Annotated in this window: 14 protein-coding genes; 7 read left to right on the top strand and 7 right to left on the bottom strand. The window is 68.5% G+C overall.

Features of this window, described 5'->3' with window-relative positions; translation table 11 throughout:
- The first annotated feature begins 17 nt into the window (after positions 1–17).
- On the top strand, positions 18–623 hold the full coding sequence (locus AC5FRV_RS02490) for a J domain-containing protein (protein WP_493559540.1): 606 nt from the start codon (positions 18–20) through the stop codon (positions 621–623).
- A 33-nt stretch (positions 624–656) separates the two neighbouring features.
- On the opposite strand, the gene AC5FRV_RS02485 is transcribed toward AC5FRV_RS02490, so the two are convergent.
- Both AC5FRV_RS02485 and AC5FRV_RS02480 read right to left on the bottom strand, forming a co-directional pair.
- Positions 657–1,841: a threonine synthase gene (locus AC5FRV_RS02485; RefSeq protein ID WP_493559539.1), complete on the bottom strand. Its 1,185-nt coding sequence runs from the start codon at positions 1,839–1,841 to the stop codon at positions 657–659.
- 30 nt (positions 1,842–1,871) lie between these two features.
- Complete coding sequence (locus tag AC5FRV_RS02480) at positions 1,872–3,626, bottom strand: cbb3-type cytochrome c oxidase subunit I (protein WP_493559538.1); 1,755 nt, start codon at positions 3,624–3,626, stop codon at positions 1,872–1,874.
- A gap of 177 nt (positions 3,627–3,803) precedes the next feature.
- Between AC5FRV_RS02480 and AC5FRV_RS02475 the strand changes: the two genes are divergently transcribed.
- Entirely contained in the window at positions 3,804–5,072 is a 1,269-nt protein-coding gene (locus AC5FRV_RS02475; RefSeq protein ID WP_493559537.1) for an FAD-dependent oxidoreductase, read from the top strand.
- 66 nt (positions 5,073–5,138) lie between these two features.
- Here the strand turns inward: AC5FRV_RS02475 and AC5FRV_RS02470 are convergent, their stop codons facing one another.
- Together AC5FRV_RS02470 and AC5FRV_RS02465 are read right to left on the bottom strand one after the other, a co-directional pair.
- Positions 5,139–5,291, bottom strand: coding sequence for a hypothetical protein (locus AC5FRV_RS02470; protein ID WP_493559536.1), 153 nt, complete (start codon positions 5,289–5,291; stop codon positions 5,139–5,141).
- Positions 5,292–5,378: 87 nt separating this feature from the next.
- Positions 5,379–6,059, bottom strand: a complete 681-nt coding sequence (locus AC5FRV_RS02465) for a metallophosphoesterase (protein WP_493559535.1) — start codon at positions 6,057–6,059, stop codon at positions 5,379–5,381.
- Positions 6,060–6,174: 115 nt separating this feature from the next.
- On the opposite strand from AC5FRV_RS02465, the gene AC5FRV_RS02460 reads away from it, so the two are divergent.
- The 5 genes from AC5FRV_RS02460 to AC5FRV_RS02440 all read left to right on the top strand — a co-directional run bounded on the left by AC5FRV_RS02460 (position 6,175) and on the right by AC5FRV_RS02440 (position 11,786).
- A complete protein-coding gene (locus AC5FRV_RS02460) occupies positions 6,175–6,324 on the top strand; it encodes a hypothetical protein (RefSeq protein ID WP_177227475.1) in 150 nt (49 codons plus the stop codon).
- A 395-nt stretch (positions 6,325–6,719) separates the two neighbouring features.
- Positions 6,720–9,128: a hypothetical protein gene (locus AC5FRV_RS02455; RefSeq protein ID WP_493559534.1), complete on the top strand. Its 2,409-nt coding sequence runs from the start codon at positions 6,720–6,722 to the stop codon at positions 9,126–9,128.
- Between the two features lie 95 nt (positions 9,129–9,223).
- Entirely contained in the window at positions 9,224–10,348 is a 1,125-nt protein-coding gene (locus AC5FRV_RS02450; RefSeq protein ID WP_493559533.1) for a pyridoxal phosphate-dependent aminotransferase, read from the top strand.
- A gap of 147 nt (positions 10,349–10,495) precedes the next feature.
- A complete protein-coding gene (locus AC5FRV_RS02445) occupies positions 10,496–10,867 on the top strand; it encodes a hypothetical protein (protein ID WP_493559532.1) in 372 nt (123 codons plus the stop codon).
- Between the two features lie 64 nt (positions 10,868–10,931).
- Positions 10,932–11,786 (top strand): UbiA family prenyltransferase, encoded by an 855-nt coding sequence (locus AC5FRV_RS02440; protein WP_493559531.1) that lies wholly within the window; start codon positions 10,932–10,934, stop codon positions 11,784–11,786.
- A gap of 30 nt (positions 11,787–11,816) precedes the next feature.
- Here the strand turns inward: AC5FRV_RS02440 and AC5FRV_RS02435 are convergent, their stop codons facing one another.
- The 3 genes from AC5FRV_RS02435 to AC5FRV_RS02425 form a co-directional block, all read right to left on the bottom strand.
- Positions 11,817–13,019 carry a hypothetical protein gene (locus AC5FRV_RS02435; protein WP_493559530.1) on the bottom strand — a complete coding sequence of 401 codons (1,203 nt, stop codon included), beginning with the start codon at positions 13,017–13,019 and terminating at the stop codon, positions 11,817–11,819.
- A 104-nt stretch (positions 13,020–13,123) separates the two neighbouring features.
- Positions 13,124–14,206: a double zinc ribbon and FHA domain-containing protein gene (locus tag AC5FRV_RS02430; RefSeq protein ID WP_493559529.1), complete on the bottom strand. Its 1,083-nt coding sequence runs from the start codon at positions 14,204–14,206 to the stop codon at positions 13,124–13,126.
- 133 nt (positions 14,207–14,339) lie between these two features.
- The gene (locus AC5FRV_RS02425) at positions 14,340–15,434 is read right to left on the bottom strand and encodes a PP2C family protein-serine/threonine phosphatase (protein WP_493559528.1); all 1,095 of its coding nucleotides are present in this window, start codon (positions 15,432–15,434) and stop codon (positions 14,340–14,342) included.
- Position 15,435 lies beyond the last annotated feature (1 nt).

Here is a 15,435-nt window from a genome sequence, read left to right as displayed (position 1 = left end):
GCTGCCAAGGGCGCCACGTGCTCGCGGAACTGGGACCGTTTCCGGAGTGGCTCCTCGTCGGCACGCTGCTGGGCGTACTCGGCAGCGTCGTCGTCGCCGGGCTCTTCCTCGTCGCTAACCGGCTCTATCCGACGCCGACGGCGACGAGCGACGGCCGGGGCGACGGCGAGGGACGGCGCCGCGACGAGCTCCGGGCGTACCTCCAGGCCATCGACGAGTCCTACGCAGAGGACCACTTCGTCGAGGGTCAGCACGTCGCTTTCTACCTCCCGAAACGCGACGTCGCCATCACCTTCGACGCGCGCGCGTTCTACCGCATCGAGCGGTCGCCGACGACGCCGGTGCTCGTCGAACACGAGATGCCCGGCGTCCAGCTCGGCGCGCGTCTGCCCTTCGAGACGCCGGAGGTCGACTTCGGGACGCAGGCCGACCGGGACAAGGTCCACCCCGCGACGGCGGCGTTCCGCGAACTCGGCCTCCCGGCGGGCGCGACGCTGGAGGAGGTCAAGCGAGCCTACCGACGCCGCGTCAAGGAGGTCCACCCCGACCGCGGCGGCGACGAGGACGCCTTCAAGCGCGTCCGCGAGGCCTACACCACGGCCAAGCAACATGCAGCGGAGTGAGCGGCGCTTCCGTCCGGTCGTTCCGCCGGTCGCCTACATTCCCTGGCTCATCAGGTAGCTCCGCAGCAGGTCGGCCTCTTTACTTCCAGCGACCGGATTGAGCAGTGCGACGGTATCGTCGGCGTCCAGGTGGCCGTCGTCTGCAAGTGCGCGCGCGCCAGCGACGGCGACGCCGCCGGTGGCACCGACTTCGACGCCGGTCTCGCTCGCCGCGTCGGCGCCGGCTTCCAGGATGGCGTCGTCGTCGACGACCACGGCCCGGCCGTCGGTCCGGTCGACCGCGTCGACGGCCAGGTCCCCGGCGGCCGGGTCGCCGATCTCCAGGGGGCCGACGATGGTGTCGGGCGTCTCGACCGAGTCGAGTTGCCCCTGTTCGGCCCAGCGGTCGTACACCGGCGGACAGCCCTCGGGCTGGACGGCGTAGAGCCGTGGACTGTCCGCGACGATACCCGCGGCGTCAAGGTCGTCGATGGCGGCCGCGAGACCGGCGATCACGTTTCCGTGACCCACCGGAACCACGACGGCATCCGGCGCTTCCCAGCGGAGTGCCTCGACGAGTTCGAAGTAGACGGTCTTGGCGCCTTCCCGGCGGTACGGCGAGGCGGGGCCGACGGGCGCCCACTCCTCGCCGTCGGCCACGGCGTCCTCGTAGGCGGCGAGCGCGTCGGCGTACCGGCCCTCGACGACGTTCATGTCGCCGCCGTGGACGTTGACCATCGCCTTGTTGACGAACGGACAGCGCGTCGGGACGAACGAGTGCGAGTCGATACCCGCACGGCCGGCGTAGGCCGCGGCGGACTGCCCGCCGTTGCCGGTCGTCGGGAGTGCGACGTCGGTCGCGTCGCGCTGGACTGCGGCCGTGACGGCCAGCGAGAGCCCGCGGTCCGCCGCCGCGCCCGTCGGGTTGCGCCCCTCGTCCTTGATCAGCGCCGTCGCGACGCCCAGGTCGTCAGCGAGCGACGGGCAGTCTACGGCCGGCGTGTTGCCTTCGTCGAGAGAGACGGTCGCGTCGGCACTGAACGGGAGAAACTCGGTGTAGCGGCGCGGACCGGTGGCGTCACGCGCGGCGACGGTGGCTCGATCCGGAAAGGCCGATTCGTCGTAGGAGGCCCCGAGCAGGCCGTCGCAGTCGGGACAGCGATACGCGACCCCGACGTCGTCGACCGTCCGTCCGCAATCGAGACACTCGAACACGCGAAACGCCGTGTCAGTCGTCATATCGGTGTCTGGCAAGCCGGAAGTAAATCTCTACGGATCGTCGTCGGCGGTGTCCTCGCCCCCGTCACTGGCGGTATATTCGACGGCGAGTTCGCGGTCGAACCATCGGAACTCACGACCGAGGAGCCCGTCCTGTTCCAGATTCCAGACGTCCCCGTCCCGGACGACCGGACCGTCGACCCACGACGTGACGACGTTCCAGACGAGGAGCAACTGCCCGAGCAACAGGATGAACGCGCCGACGGTCGTCACCTGGTGGAGCGTCGTGAACTGTGCGAGGGGACCGGCCGTGATGCCATCGTACGCCGCGTAGCGGCGTGGCATACCCAGGTAGCCGAGCACCATCATCGTGAAGAAGACGACGTTGGTCCCGACCATCGAGAGCCAGAAGTGCCACTTCGCGAGCGTGCGCTGGTACCGCCGACCGGTGACGACCGGGTACCAGAAGTACAGCGCCGCGAACAGGCCGAAACCGATCACGCCCATGACCATGTAGTGAAAGTGGCCGACGACGTAGTAGGTGTCGTGGATGATGAGGTTGACGGGGACGGCGGCGAGGAACACGCCCGTGACCCCGCCGATGATGAAGTTGAACACGAAGCCGATACAGAACAGCATCGGCGCTGTCAGGCGGAGTCGACCGTTCCACATCGTCGTGATCCAGTTGAACGTCTTGACCGCACTCGGTATCGCGATGGCCAGCGAGACGGCCATGAACGACGCACGCAGGCGCGGGTCGATACCAGTCGCGAACATGTGGTGGGCCCAGACGCCGAAGCTCAGGAGGCCAATGGCCAGCGTCGAGTAGACGACGAACTTGAATCCGAACAGCTTGCGCGCGGAGAAGCGCGGGAGCACGTAGCTGACGACGCCCATCGGCGGGAGCACGAGGATGTACACCTCGGGGTGGCCGAAGAACCAGAACAGGTGTTGCCAGAGGATGGGGCCCCCGCCGTCGACGGTGAAGAACGTCGTGCCGAGGTTTCGGTCGAGCAGCAACATGATGAGCGCGCTGCCCAGCAGCGGGAACGCGAAGAGGATGATACCGGACTGCGTGAGGATGGTCCAGCTAAAGATATCCAGCGTCGCCCAGTTGACGTCCTCGCCGCGCTCGGTGAAGATGGTCGCCATGAAGTTGATCGCCCCCATCGTCGTCGAGATCCCGGAGAGGTGGAGGCCGAGCAACATCAGGTCCGGACCCGGACCCGGCTGTTCGATCGACAGCGGGGGGTACATCGTCCACGACGTCTGTGAGGGACCGAACGCCGGAACGAAGAATCCGGCCCAGATGAGTACCGCCGCGGGGGGCAACAGCCAGAAGGCGATGGCGTTGATCCGCGGGAACGCCATGTCGTCGGCGCCGATGAGCAGCGGGATGAAGTAGTTCCCGAACGCCGCGATCATCGGCGTCCCGAAGAGGAACAGCATCGTGATCCCGTGGCTCGTCAGGAGGGCGTTGTAGAAGTTCGAATCGACGAGCGTCTGTGCAGGGAACAGTAACTCCGTTCGCATGATGACGACGGCGATTCCACCCCAGGCGAACGAGACGAGCCCGAACACCCCGTAGAGGATTCCGACGTCTTTGTGGTCGACCGTGGTCAGCCACCTGACGATCCCACCCGGTTTATCCACTGCCGGAAACGAGGGCTCCACCTCACCAGTCCCGCTCCCGGCGCCGCTCAACGGACTGTACCATCGCCACTCCTGAATCCGCGAGACGAGGACGGCGACCAGTACGACCACGACGACCATCGCGACCGCGATGGCCAGTTCGGCGCTTGCCATGGCTGGCACGTGGGAGGCCGACACGATATCCCTATCAATTGTTCACTACGTTTTGCAGTCCTTTCTGGTGCGTGCGCGTGGCCTTCGTACGGGACGTAGACCAGTTGACGGAGGCTACTATCGAAAATCCACGCCTACCACCGTCGATCCTTTCCGGTTCGTCCTCGAACGTGGACCATGAGCGACGTCGTCGTGGCCGGTGGCGGGCTCGCTGGACTCGTCGCGGCCCGTCACCTCGCCGAGTCGGGCGCGGACGTGACGGTGTTCGAACGGGAATCACGCGTCGGTGGCCGGGTCCGGTCCCGCCGCCTGAACGGCTACACGGTGGATCGCGGGTTCCAGGTGCTGTTCTCGGCGTACCCCGCCGTCCGTCGAGAGCTGAACCTGGACGCGCTCGATCTGCGGTACTTCACGCCGGGCGCGACCATCGCCCGCCCCGGCGAGCGGTCGGTGCTCGTCGACCCGCGCCGGGCGCCGACGGACGCGCTGGCAACGTTGTTCAACGGAGACGTCACGTTCGGCGACAAGCTCAGGTTGTTCATCCTCCAGCGGGAACTCGCCGGACGTACGACCGGCGAGATACTGAATCGCGGCGGCACGAGCACCCGGGAGTACCTCGACAGGGTCGGGTTCTCGACGAAGTTCGTCGACAACTTCGCGGCGCCGTTCTACGGCGGCATCACGCTGGATCGGGACCTGGAGACCGACAGCCTCGTCTTCGAGTACACGTTCAAGATGCTCTCGGAGGGGCGTATCGGCGTGCCGGCCGCGGGCATGGGCGCGATTCCCGACCAGCTAGCGAAGCGAGCGGAGATGGCGGGAGCGACGATCGAGACCGATGCGACGGTGTCGTCGGTCGAGTCCAGTTCGGCCGAGGCCGTCCTCACGGTCGACGGCGAGACCGTCGTCGCCGACGCCGTCGTCGTGGCGACCGACCCGCCGACCGCCAGGGACCTGACCAGCGTCGGCTCGATTCCGACCGAGGCACGAAGCTGCGTCACCCTCTCCGTCGCGCGCCAGTCCCGGACCGGTCTCCCGACGGGCAAGCGCCTGGTGCTCAACGCCGACGAGTCCGGCCCGAATCAGGTGGCCCCGCTGTCAGCCGTCGCGCCCGAGTACGCGCCGAGCGACGCGACACTGTACAGCGCGACGTTCCTGGGCGAGCGCGAGGAGAGCGACGAGGCGCTGTTCGAGTCGGTGCAGGAGACGATGGCGTCGTGGTACCCCGAGGCCAACCTGGCGGACCTTGAACTGGTCGCGACCGACCGCGTTCCGTTCGCACAGTTCGCCCAGCCGCCGGGGTTCCGCGTCGGCCTGCCCCCCGTCGACGACCCGGACGGGCCGGTGTTCCTCGCCGGGGACTACACCAGGTGGTCGTCGATACAGGGTGCGCTGGAGAGCGGACGGGTGGCAGCGGACGCAGTCGTCGAAGAACTGGGGCGATAACGGAGCGGTACCGGCGCGGTGACGGAGCAGTGCCGGAGCTGTGCTGGAGCGGTACCGACCCCGGATTCAGCTCGGGCGACCGGCGTCGGCGTGCGGGTCGTCGGCGTGGTCTTCGCCGTTCAGGATCCGCGGGACGTAGTACACCGTCCCCCAGCAGAGGAGGGTGAATCCGAGAAGCGTCGTTCCGATGAGCGCGAGTGCGACTTGCGTCGTAGCCATGTGGGAGCGAGCGCCGCCGCGGCCAAAATAGCTTCCGGGATCGATCCAGATTCCTGCAGACCGCGCCCCGACGGCATCCAGCGGAACCTACAGCATCCGGCGGAACTCCCCCAGCGGCGGGAACTCCAGGGTCTCGTCGGCGTCCTCGTCGCGAACGATGGGCCTGAACGCCTCGGCGCTTCGGACGAGGGGTGACATGAAGTCACCGGCGTACATCCCGTTGACCCTGACGCCGCGGACGAGGCGGTTGAACGAGGGGAGCATCAGGACGTCGGCACCGCGAAAGGCGTCCTCACCGTAGAGGTAACATGGTCGGCGCTGCCCCTCGATGACGATGGTCGGGTGGTCGTGGCCGACGACGTACCGGTCGGCGTCGGCGTCTGGCGTCTCGTGACCGTGGAGGACCACCGTGTCACCGACGCGGTACTCGTCCCGGATCGCGCCGCCCCAGAGCGACTCGATCATCGGGTCGTGGTTCCCCGGCGTGACGGTGATCTCGACGTCGTACGCCTCGCCGATGCGAGAGACCTCCCGGACCGTCTCCTCGACCGTCCGGGGGATCGTGCCGAACGAGTGGAGGAAGTCGCCGGCGACGACGACGGCCGAGACGTCGCCCTCGCTCACCAGCGCCTCGAAGCGCCCGGTCATGTCCGCGCTGTCGCCGACCGGAACCTCCAGGTTCGCCGTCTCCCCCTTCCCGACGTGGAGGTCCGCCAGCACGAGGACGTCGTCGAGAACGAGCGCCCGGTCCCGGTAGGCCAGTTCCATGGGCGGCGGGTCAGTGCCGCCCGGCTATCAACCTGACGCCACGCAGTCTGTGACCAGTTCGAGTCTCACGGACCGGAACCGCCAGCTTTCAACCGTCCCGCGACGAACGGGACGTATGGACGACATCGAAGCGACCGTCCGGGAGTTCCTGGCCAGCGCCGACGACTGTTACAGCGAGTACGACAACGGGTACACCGACGCGGACGCGACGCTCCGCCGCCTCGAAACGCACATCGACGACCTCCGTGACGCGGTCGAGGAGTAATATTCGCTTCACTTCCCTCGGCCACTGAGGAAGCGTGGTAGCCGGCGGAGGGGGAGCGCGATGCGCGGCGTCGTGGTCCGGGCGGTCTACTCTGGTCTTCGAAAGCCACCGTTATCCGGGGAGTGCGTCGGCTTAACTCGGTCGTGCCAGGTCCTGTCAGTCCGACGGGGAGACGGCGGAGGCAAACGTCCCTCCGCCTCGCGACGGATGTGACAGAATCCGGTTGTGTTTTTCGAATCGGTACAGGACGGTTCTGACGCGCTCGTCAGTACTCCTGTAAGCGCACGTTGTCGGTCGGATCGTCGCGAGTTACTCGCCCGGCTTCGACCGGTAATATCCCTTACTCTCGTTTCTCTATTTATAACAAAGGTGACTGGTCGGGTACCGTCGAAGGAATGCTTTCAAAGCGAATCTCCACGACAGCGGTGTCGAACGGGACAGTCGTCGCGATCACACTCCTCGTGGTCGCGAGCACGATGGTGATTACCGCCGGCGCCGTCACGACCGGCGGCCAGTCACAGGTCGCACAGCAAGCCGAACCGGACGGGCTCTCCGGCGAGACGAACCTCTCGGACGCGGACACGGTGTTCCACGGTGAAGACGTAAACGATACCGCGGGGCGATCGGTAGCCAGCGCCGGTGACGTCAACGGCGACGGCGTCGACGACCTGATCATCGGCGCGCCGCACAACGACACCGGCGGCGAGGACGCCGGCGCGGCCTACGTCGTTTACGGGCCCGTCGACACCGACGAGGTGGAGCTGGAAGACGCCGACGTCAAACTCGTCGGCGCCTCGGCCGACGACATGGCCGGCTGGTCCGTCTCGCACGCGGGCGACGTGAACGACGACGGCTACGACGACGTCGTCGTCGGTGCGCCGAACCACGACTCGACCGGGTCGAACACCGGTGCGGCCTACGTCGTCTACGGTGGCGACTCGCTCCCCGCGAATATGAGCCTCGCCGACGCGAACGCCACGTTGCAGGGCACCGACGCGGACGCCCGCGCGGGCTGGTCGGTGTCGAACGCGACCGACGCAGACGGTGACGACGCGGTCCTGGTCGGAGCGCCCTACGCGAACGACGGGGCGGGCGCCGCGTACCTGGTCCCCGGTGCGGACGCCGACGGGACCGCCACGCTCGACGACGCGGCCGCGGCGACGATGGAAGGCGAGTCGGCCGGCCACCTGGCGGGCTGGTCCGTCTCCGGTGCCGGTGACGTCGACGACGACGGCACGGCCGACGTCGTCGTGGGCGCGATGAACTGGTCCGGCGAGACGAACGAGACGACGAGTGCCGGCGGCGCCTACGTCGTCTCCACCGACGTCTCGGGGACGGTCAGCCTCGGTTCGGCCGACCTGATCCTCACCGGCGCCTCGGACCGCGACCGCGCCGGGTGGTCGGTGTCCAGCGCCGGTGACGTGAACGACGACGGCGTCGCGGACGTCGTCGTCGGCGCGCCGTACCACGACGCCGACGCCGTCGACGCGACCGGCGCGGCCTACGTCGTCTACGGCGGCGCCGACGCCGACGGAGTGCGCTCCCTGGCCGATGCCGACCGAACGCTGACGGGCGACCGTGAGGGCGACCTGGCGGGCTGGTCCGTCTCCGACGCCGGCCCGGCCGACGTCACCTGTGACGGAATCGACGACCTGCTCGTCGGCGCGCCCGGCCACGACGAGAACGGGAACGACTCTGGTGGCGCCTACGTCGTCGCCGGAGCCCAGTCACCTCCGGCGTTCCAGTCACTCGGTGACGCAACGTCCACGTTCTACGGCGAGGCCGCCGATGACCGCGCCGGTCACGCCGTCTCCGGCGCCGGCAACGTGACCGACGACGGCGGACCGGCTGTCCTCGTCGGTGCGCCTGACAACGACAACGACGGAGAGACCGACGCCGGCGCCGCGTACCTCCTGGACAGCGACTGCGGCGACGTGACGACGGAAACCGAGACGGAGAAGCCGACTGACACCGAGACGGCGAAGCCGACAGAGACGGAGACTGAGACTGATACCGACACCGAGACGAGGACCGAGAAGCCGACTGACGCGCCGATGACCGAGACGGAGACGGAGACTGCCACGGACACGCCGGATACCGACACGCCAGACACGGACACCCCAGATACCGACACCCCGGACACCGACACACCGGACACTGACACCCCGGATACCGATACGCCGGATACCGACACCCCGGACACCGATACGCCGGACACTGACACACCGGACACCGATACACCGGACACTGACACCCCGGATACCGATACGCCGGATACGGATACTCCAGATACCGACACCCCGGAAACCGATACGCCGGACACCGATACGGAAACAGAGGATGGACGCACCGAGATCAGCTACGTCCTGCTCTGTACCACCGACGATGGAGCACCCACAGTAGGTGGAGCCGGATCCGGTGACTGTCCAGAGGGCGAACCGTTCGTCAGGTGGGAGTGGACCGGTAGTTCGTTCACCGCCGAAGATGGCGACGCGGGAACGACGATGGAACCGTCCCTGTTCAAGGAGCCGAACGAGCCGGTCGAGGCCCAGTGGACGTCGACGACCTACGACGTCACCGGCGCCGTCGTCGGGGCGGGCGGAGAGACCTGCACGTTCCCCGGCGACCCCGACGAACTCCCGGACAGCGGGACCGTCGAGTCCTGTGAAGGACCGGCCAGCGAGTCGTTGAGTAACCCGGTCGCTGGAGGGTTCGTCCCCGGATCGGCACCCGGCGGACTGATCGCCGGGACGTTCGCGTTCGCCGGCGCGTCGGTCCTGGCCATCAGGCGACAGAACTACTGACCGAGCGGCCGAACGAGCCGAACCACGTCGACTTTTCTTTCTTCGACCGCGGCGGACCACCAAGAGTTATCGGCGAGCGCGACACCCCGTAGAGTATGACCGACTTCTCCGCGCGCGTGGAGGCGATATCGATCAGCGGCATCCGGGAGGTGTTCGAGGCGGCCGGCGAGGACGCCATCAACCTCGGGCTGGGCCAGCCCGACTTCCCGACGCCCGAGCACGCCAGGCAGGGAGCCATCGAGGCGATTCGAGCCGGCGACGTCGACGCCTACACGTCGAACAAGGGGACCGAGTCGCTGCGAGAGGCTATCGCCGACAAGCACGCGCGGGACAACGACCTCGACGTCGACCCCGAGGATATCATCGCGACCGCCGGTGGGAGTGAAGCGCTCCACATCGCCATCGAGGCCCACGTCGATGCCGGTGACGAGGTCGTCTTCCCTGACCCGGGGTTTGTCTCCTACGACGCGCTGACGAAACTCGCGGGGGGGACGCCCAAGCCCGTGCCGCTTCGCGAGGACCTCACGATGGACCCCGCAGCCGTCGAGGAGGCTATCACCGACGACACGGCCGCATTCGTCGTCAACAGCCCCGCGAACCCGACCGGCGCCGTCCAGTCGCCGGAGGACATGCGGGAGTTCGCCCGCATCGCCAGCGACCACGACGTGCTGTGCATCTCCGACGAGATGTACGAACACATCGTCTTCGACGGCGAACACCGCTCGCCCGCGGAGTTCGACGACACCGGCAACGTCGTGGTAGTCAACGGCTGCTCGAAGAGCTACTCGATGACCGGCTGGCGACTCGGCTGGGTGACGGGATCGAACGAGCGCGTCGAACGCATGCTGCGCGTCCACCAGTACGCCCAGGCCTGCGCCGCCGCGCCGTCCCAGTACGCCGCCGAGGCCGCGCTGAACGGACCCCAGGACGCTGTCACCGAGATGACCGCCGCCTTCGAAGAACGCCGCGACGTCCTCGTCGACGGGCTGGCCGACGCCGGCCTCGACTGCCCGACGCCCCAGGGCGCCTTCTACGCGATGCCGAAGGTCCCCGAGGGGTTCGTCGACGAGGTCATCGACCGCGGCGTCGTCGTCGTGCCGGGCGAGGCCTTCGGCGAGCACGGCGCGGGGTACGCGCGCATCTCCTACGCCGTCGACGTCGAGACGCTGAAGGAGGCCCTCGAGATTATGGACGACGCTGCACAGGCAGTCCGACCCTGACCGCCGCACAGGCGGTCCGTCCGCGACGGCACCCGGCGCGTGATCGATCCGGTATGAGTTTCTATCCCTCGATCGCGACGCCGTCCGGCGAACTGTCACCGGGCCCGACGACAGGCCAATAGTGCTCCAGTCCGTACAGTCACACCGATGGATTACCTGGCGTCCTCGAACGTCCCCGTCTACGAGACGGTCGACGAACAGCGGGCTCTCTGGGAGCGCTGTGCCGAACGCGGCCAGCCAGTGCTCGCCGTCCGCGACGCCGCGCGCGGCTACGTCGTCCACTACGACCTCCAGCACCTCGACGCCGAACTGACCCAGGCCGCCCTCCAGGCCCTGCGCGACCGCGTCCGCTCGCGACGCCCCTACCCCACCGGGACAGATCCCGTCTCCGAGACGGAGGGCGTCGGCGGCGAGGCCGGACCGGTCTCCGGCGAACTCCACGCGCCCACCGAACGCGACGCCCGTGACCTCGCCTCGCACGTCTCCGGATTCGTCCTCGACCGGGGGAACTGGCGGTAAGCGAGCGGGCCGACCACCCCACACTCTGATTGGATTTTTAACACGAGCGCCCCTTTGACCGCACATGGCAATCGCGCGGCACGGATCCGGCGTCGCGGCCGCCGTTCGGGCGCTCGCCTCGCAGATCCACCCCGTCTTCATGCTCCCGCCGCTCGCGGCGTCGCTGTTCGGCGGGCTACTGGCCGACCAGTTCTCCCTCCCGCTCGCCGGGGTCCACCTCGCCGCCGTCTTCTTCGGCCTCTACACCGCCCACGTGAAGGACGGCTACGTCGACTTCTACGGCCGCGGCGAGGACGACGACCACCCGCTCTCGGAACGAGGCTGTCGTCTCGCGCTGGCCGGCGCCTCCGTCGGGTTCTTCGCCTGCACGCTCGGCCTGTTCGCGCTCGTCGACGTCTGGGCCGCCCTGATCACGCTCCCGGGGTGGCTCATCGGCTACCACCACGCCCCCCGACTCGACATGCATCCGGTCACCGCGAGCGTCGGCTACCCGACCGGCATCGCCTTCGCGCTACTCGGCGGGTTCTACGTCCAGACGGCCGGGCTTGCGCCCGTCGTCGTGGCACTGGCCGTCGTCTTCCTGGTCGTCCTCTCGGGGATCAAGGTCATCGACGACTCGACCGACGTCGAGTACGACCGCTCCATCGACAAGCGAACCGTCGCCGTCGTCCTCGGGCGAACTCGGGCACGGCAGCTGGCCTACGGACTGATGTTCCTGGGAATGGTCGCCGTGCTCGGGATGGCCGTCGTGATGAGTTCCATCCCGCCGAGCGCGGCACTCGCAGCTCTCGCGTTCGGTCTCGTGGCCGTGCTCTCGCGGAACGCCGACGCCGAACTCGCGACGATGCTCCTCATCCGCGGGTCCTACGTCTTTCTCGCCCTGTTGCTCGCGGCCGTGTGGTTCCGGCCGCTGGCCTGACGCGTCAGGAGCCGCGAAACCCGCGGTCGCTCACTCGCCGTCCAGCGCGGTTCCACAGTTGGGACAGAACCGGACGTCCGCCTCCATCGAGAAGGACTCGCCACAGGCGTCACAGCGGTCACGGCCGCCGGTCGCGGACGGCCCCTCGTCGCCGGTCCCCGGGACTGCATGCGTCTCGCCGGCCGTAGTGGACCCGAACCCGCCGTCTCCGTCGTCGGCGGGCGGCGTGAACACGCGCGTGTTACTGACGTCGTCGAGGTCCTCCCCGTCGTCGTCGGATTCCACCGAATCCTCCGAATCCGTCCCGTCCCCGTCCGATTCGGTCGGCCCCCGGTCGGCAGTCGAGGTGTCGGTGTCCGTGCCAGTCGACCCGGCTGACGAATCCGACGTATCGGCGGGGGTCCCGACCGGCGTCGTCGAGTCCAGGAATGGCGGGTATCGCTGGCCAGTCCGCATCGAAGACCGGTCGACGTCGGGTTCGACCAGCCGAACGCCGAGCGAGACGACCGTCTGGACCAGTACGTACGCCAGGGCCAGGGCGAGCGGGAACGCCGCCACCGCGGCGACGCCCGACACGACGAACCCCTCCACAGAAACGGACCCGAGTACCCACGCCGGGAGCCCCGCCGCGCGGAGCGCCCGTTCCGCGAGCTGGCCCCGTCCCGTCGCCGTCCCGACGGCCGCCAGCGCGCTTCCGAACGCCACGACAGTCGAGACGACGGCGAGGAACTGCACCACGAGCGGGTGCGAAAAGGAGTACACCCGGTACGTGAAGGCGAGCGTCCGGACCAGGGCGAACAGGCCGACGGGGAGCAACACCAGGGAGAAGTACCACGGGAACCCGCCGAGGGCCAGTCCGACCACGACTGCCACGACGACGAGGAGCGTCGGCGGCGCGAGTAACGTGGCCGGATGTTCGAAGCGGTAGTACTGTTCGACGTTGCCGCGGAGGTTCAGCGTCCGTCGCCGTATACGGACCGTGACGGCGACGGCCGGGACGGCGAGCCAGAGGACGGCGAAGAGGCCGACCGCGAGCGGCGACGGGCTCTCCCCGGCCGCGAGCCCGAGTGAAACCCCGAGTACGTCGGCAACCTGAACGGCGAGCGCACCCGTCCCGCCGATCCAGACGACGGCCGCGACGACGCCGACCAGCAGGTCGCGGAGGAACCACTGCTCGTCACCAGTGACGAGGCGAAACGAATCGGCGAGTTCGCGCCGTCGGCGTCCTGACATTGCTTGGAGGGTGTTTTTCGCCGGGTGGGAAAGCTGTTACGCGACAGCTTCGACTCGCCGCGTTATACGCTGCGATCGGAACGGGGAAACTACCGGCAGCGTGGTCAGGCCGCTTCGACGTCCAGGGTGACGACGTCGGAGAGTTCGAGTTCGTCGCCTGGCGCGACCGCCTCCCGGTCGCCTTTCGTCAGCGACGTGCCGTTCACGCGGGTCGGGTTCTGGCCGAGCGCGACCGCGTAGAACTGGCCGTCCTCGCGGACGAACCGGACGTGTTCGCGGTGGACGCGAACCGCCTCGTCCTCCGGACGGCCGGCCTCGGTCAGTAACGACCGTATCTCCCGGCCGACGATGTCGCCATCACCGGCGACGACGGTCTTGCCGTGGGCGGTCAGCGCGAGCGCACTGGGCGCGCTATCGCCGGACGATGCGTCGCCGGCTCCCACAGCGGCACCCGAGCGGGCGGCGTCGAGGTCGGCCCCGCAACCCGCACAGAAACTGTTGTCCGGACCGACGTCGGTTCCGCAGTCGGGACACTCCGTCAGGACGCTCGCGCCGCCGCGGTGGGCGTCGAGGTCCTCGCCGCACTGCGCACAGAAGCTGTCGTCCGCGTCGACGTCGCCGCCACAGGACGGACAGGCGGCGAGTTCGTCGCCGGCGCCGTCGTCGGCCGGGAAACTGCTCACGTCCGCGCCGCAGTCGGGGCAGAAGTTGACGTCGGCCGCGAGCTCGGTGCCACAGCCCGGGCAGTCGAACGACTCCGCGTCGGCCGCGCCGTCGTCCGCGTCTGCCGCCGACGCGTCGTCTGTTTCGGTTTCCTCGACGTCTGCCTCGGCGTCCGCGTCAGCACCGCCCCACTCGTCAGCGGATTCCTCGCCTGCCGCCGACTCGTCCGACTCCGTGTTCTCGTCGGAGTTGGCGGCGTCGGCCTCCTCGTCGGCCGATTCGTCGTCGGACTCCTCCATCCACGACGGTGGGTCCGGTGACTCCGAATCGTCGGCGACGTCGGCGAGCGGGTCGCCGTCGTCGCCCGAATCCTCCGCACCCACCGATTGCTCGTCCGACGTGGCGTCGGCTTCGTACTGCCACTCGCCACAGTCGGAGTTTGTACACCAGCCCCCAGCGGCCGCCGGGTCGAACGCCTCGCCGCAGAGCGGGCATTCGACCGACGCCGTGTCACTCTCGGACATGCCTGGGAATACACTATACCCAGGTGGTGAAAATAGTTTCCGTCAGCGAACCGGAAAAATACACTCCAGTGGGCCCGAGACGGGGGCGCTCACGCTTCGGGGTCAGCCGCTCCTCGGAAAGCTTCGGAGGCAGTCACTCCTCGGGAACGATCACGGTCTCCCGGTCCTCGACCGGGTCGTCCGGGTCGACGGCCCTGACCGGCATCCCTTCGTCATCGCCAGGGGTCGACGGGAGTTCGGGGTCGCGGGCCAGGACGACCGACAGGTTGTCCTTTCCGCCGCGTTCGTTCGACAGGTCGATCAGGCCCGACGCGGCGTCGTCCAGCGAGTCCGACCCGAGAACCAGGTCGCGGATCTCCTCGTCCGTGACGACGGCCTCGCGCACGACCTCGGCGGCCTCGTCGCTCCGGCCTGCCTCGACGTATCGCTCGTACAGCGCGGGCGCGTCGGTCTGGGCGTCGATCAGCCCGTCGCTCGTCACGAGCAGGACGTCCTCGGCGAACAGCGTGACGGAGTTGGTCTCGACGGGGACCGACGCCGTCTCCGGGTCGCCGTCGCCGGCGCCGCCGAGTGCGCGCGTTATCTCGTTGCCCCTGGGGTGGACGTGGGCCGCGACGTCGTCGATTTCGCCCCGGTCGTGTAGCTCCTGGACGACGCCGTGGTCCTTCGTGAGCAGTTCGATGGACTGGCGCGCGCCGTTGACGAGGTAGGCGCGGCTGTCGCCGACCCAGCCGTAGTGGACTTCGCCGTCGACGACGACGCCCGCGACGGCCGTCGTGTAGGCCTGGGTCCCGCTCTCGGCGGCGTACCGGACGACTTCACGGTGGGCGGCGACGATGGCATCCGCGACGGCCGTCTGGAGGTCAGTGGCGGTCGGCCGGTCGGGCAGCAGCGACTCGTCGATATCGACAGCGAAGGCGTCGGGGTTCCGCCTGCTCGCCTCGGCGACGACGGGTGCCAGTTCCTCACAGATGACCGTCGTCGCCAGGTAGGAGGCGACGTCACCGGCGTCGTGGCCGCCCGCGCCGTCGGCGAGGGCGAACACCGCGGCGCTCCGGTTCGCCGGCGGGTCCTCGTCGTCTCGCTCGCCGGTTCGATCTTCGCCGACCCCGTCCGTGGTCACTCCCGACCGGTGGCCCTGTTCGAAGACGGACAGCGCGACGCTGTCCTCGTTGATACCCCCGCCGCGCTTGCGGTCCCCGACGTCGTAGTTGGTAGCGTAGTCCATG

The organism is Halomicrobium sp. HArcel3 (assembly GCF_058933135.1).
The sequence above is the reverse complement of the archived record's forward strand: the minus strand, read 5'-3'. Positions and strand labels throughout refer to the sequence as shown.

Excerpts from the sequence above, each read along its gene's own strand:
- AC5FRV_RS02485 (WP_493559539.1), bottom strand. The coding sequence starts at position 1,841 with ATGACGACTGACACGGCGTTTCGCGTGTTCGAGTGTCTCGATTGCGGA.
- AC5FRV_RS02425 (WP_493559528.1), bottom strand. The coding sequence starts at position 15,434 with ATGGACTACGCTACCAACTACGACGTCGGGGACCGCAAGCGCGGCGGG.
- AC5FRV_RS02435 (WP_493559530.1), bottom strand. The coding sequence starts at position 13,019 with ATGTCAGGACGCCGACGGCGCGAACTCGCCGATTCGTTTCGCCTCGTC.
- AC5FRV_RS02480 (WP_493559538.1), bottom strand. The coding sequence starts at position 3,626 with ATGGCAAGCGCCGAACTGGCCATCGCGGTCGCGATGGTCGTCGTGGTC.
- AC5FRV_RS02450 (WP_493559533.1), top strand. The coding sequence starts at position 9,224 with ATGACCGACTTCTCCGCGCGCGTGGAGGCGATATCGATCAGCGGCATC.
- AC5FRV_RS02430 (WP_493559529.1), bottom strand. The coding sequence starts at position 14,206 with ATGTCCGAGAGTGACACGGCGTCGGTCGAATGCCCGCTCTGCGGCGAG.
- AC5FRV_RS02460 (WP_177227475.1), top strand. The coding sequence starts at position 6,175 with ATGGACGACATCGAAGCGACCGTCCGGGAGTTCCTGGCCAGCGCCGAC.
- AC5FRV_RS02455 (WP_493559534.1), top strand. The coding sequence starts at position 6,720 with ATGCTTTCAAAGCGAATCTCCACGACAGCGGTGTCGAACGGGACAGTC.
- AC5FRV_RS02445 (WP_493559532.1), top strand. The coding sequence starts at position 10,496 with ATGGATTACCTGGCGTCCTCGAACGTCCCCGTCTACGAGACGGTCGAC.
- AC5FRV_RS02465 (WP_493559535.1), bottom strand. The coding sequence starts at position 6,059 with ATGGAACTGGCCTACCGGGACCGGGCGCTCGTTCTCGACGACGTCCTC.
- AC5FRV_RS02440 (WP_493559531.1), top strand. The coding sequence starts at position 10,932 with ATGGCAATCGCGCGGCACGGATCCGGCGTCGCGGCCGCCGTTCGGGCG.
- AC5FRV_RS02470 (WP_493559536.1), bottom strand. The coding sequence starts at position 5,291 with ATGGCTACGACGCAAGTCGCACTCGCGCTCATCGGAACGACGCTTCTC.
- AC5FRV_RS02475 (WP_493559537.1), top strand. The coding sequence starts at position 3,804 with ATGAGCGACGTCGTCGTGGCCGGTGGCGGGCTCGCTGGACTCGTCGCG.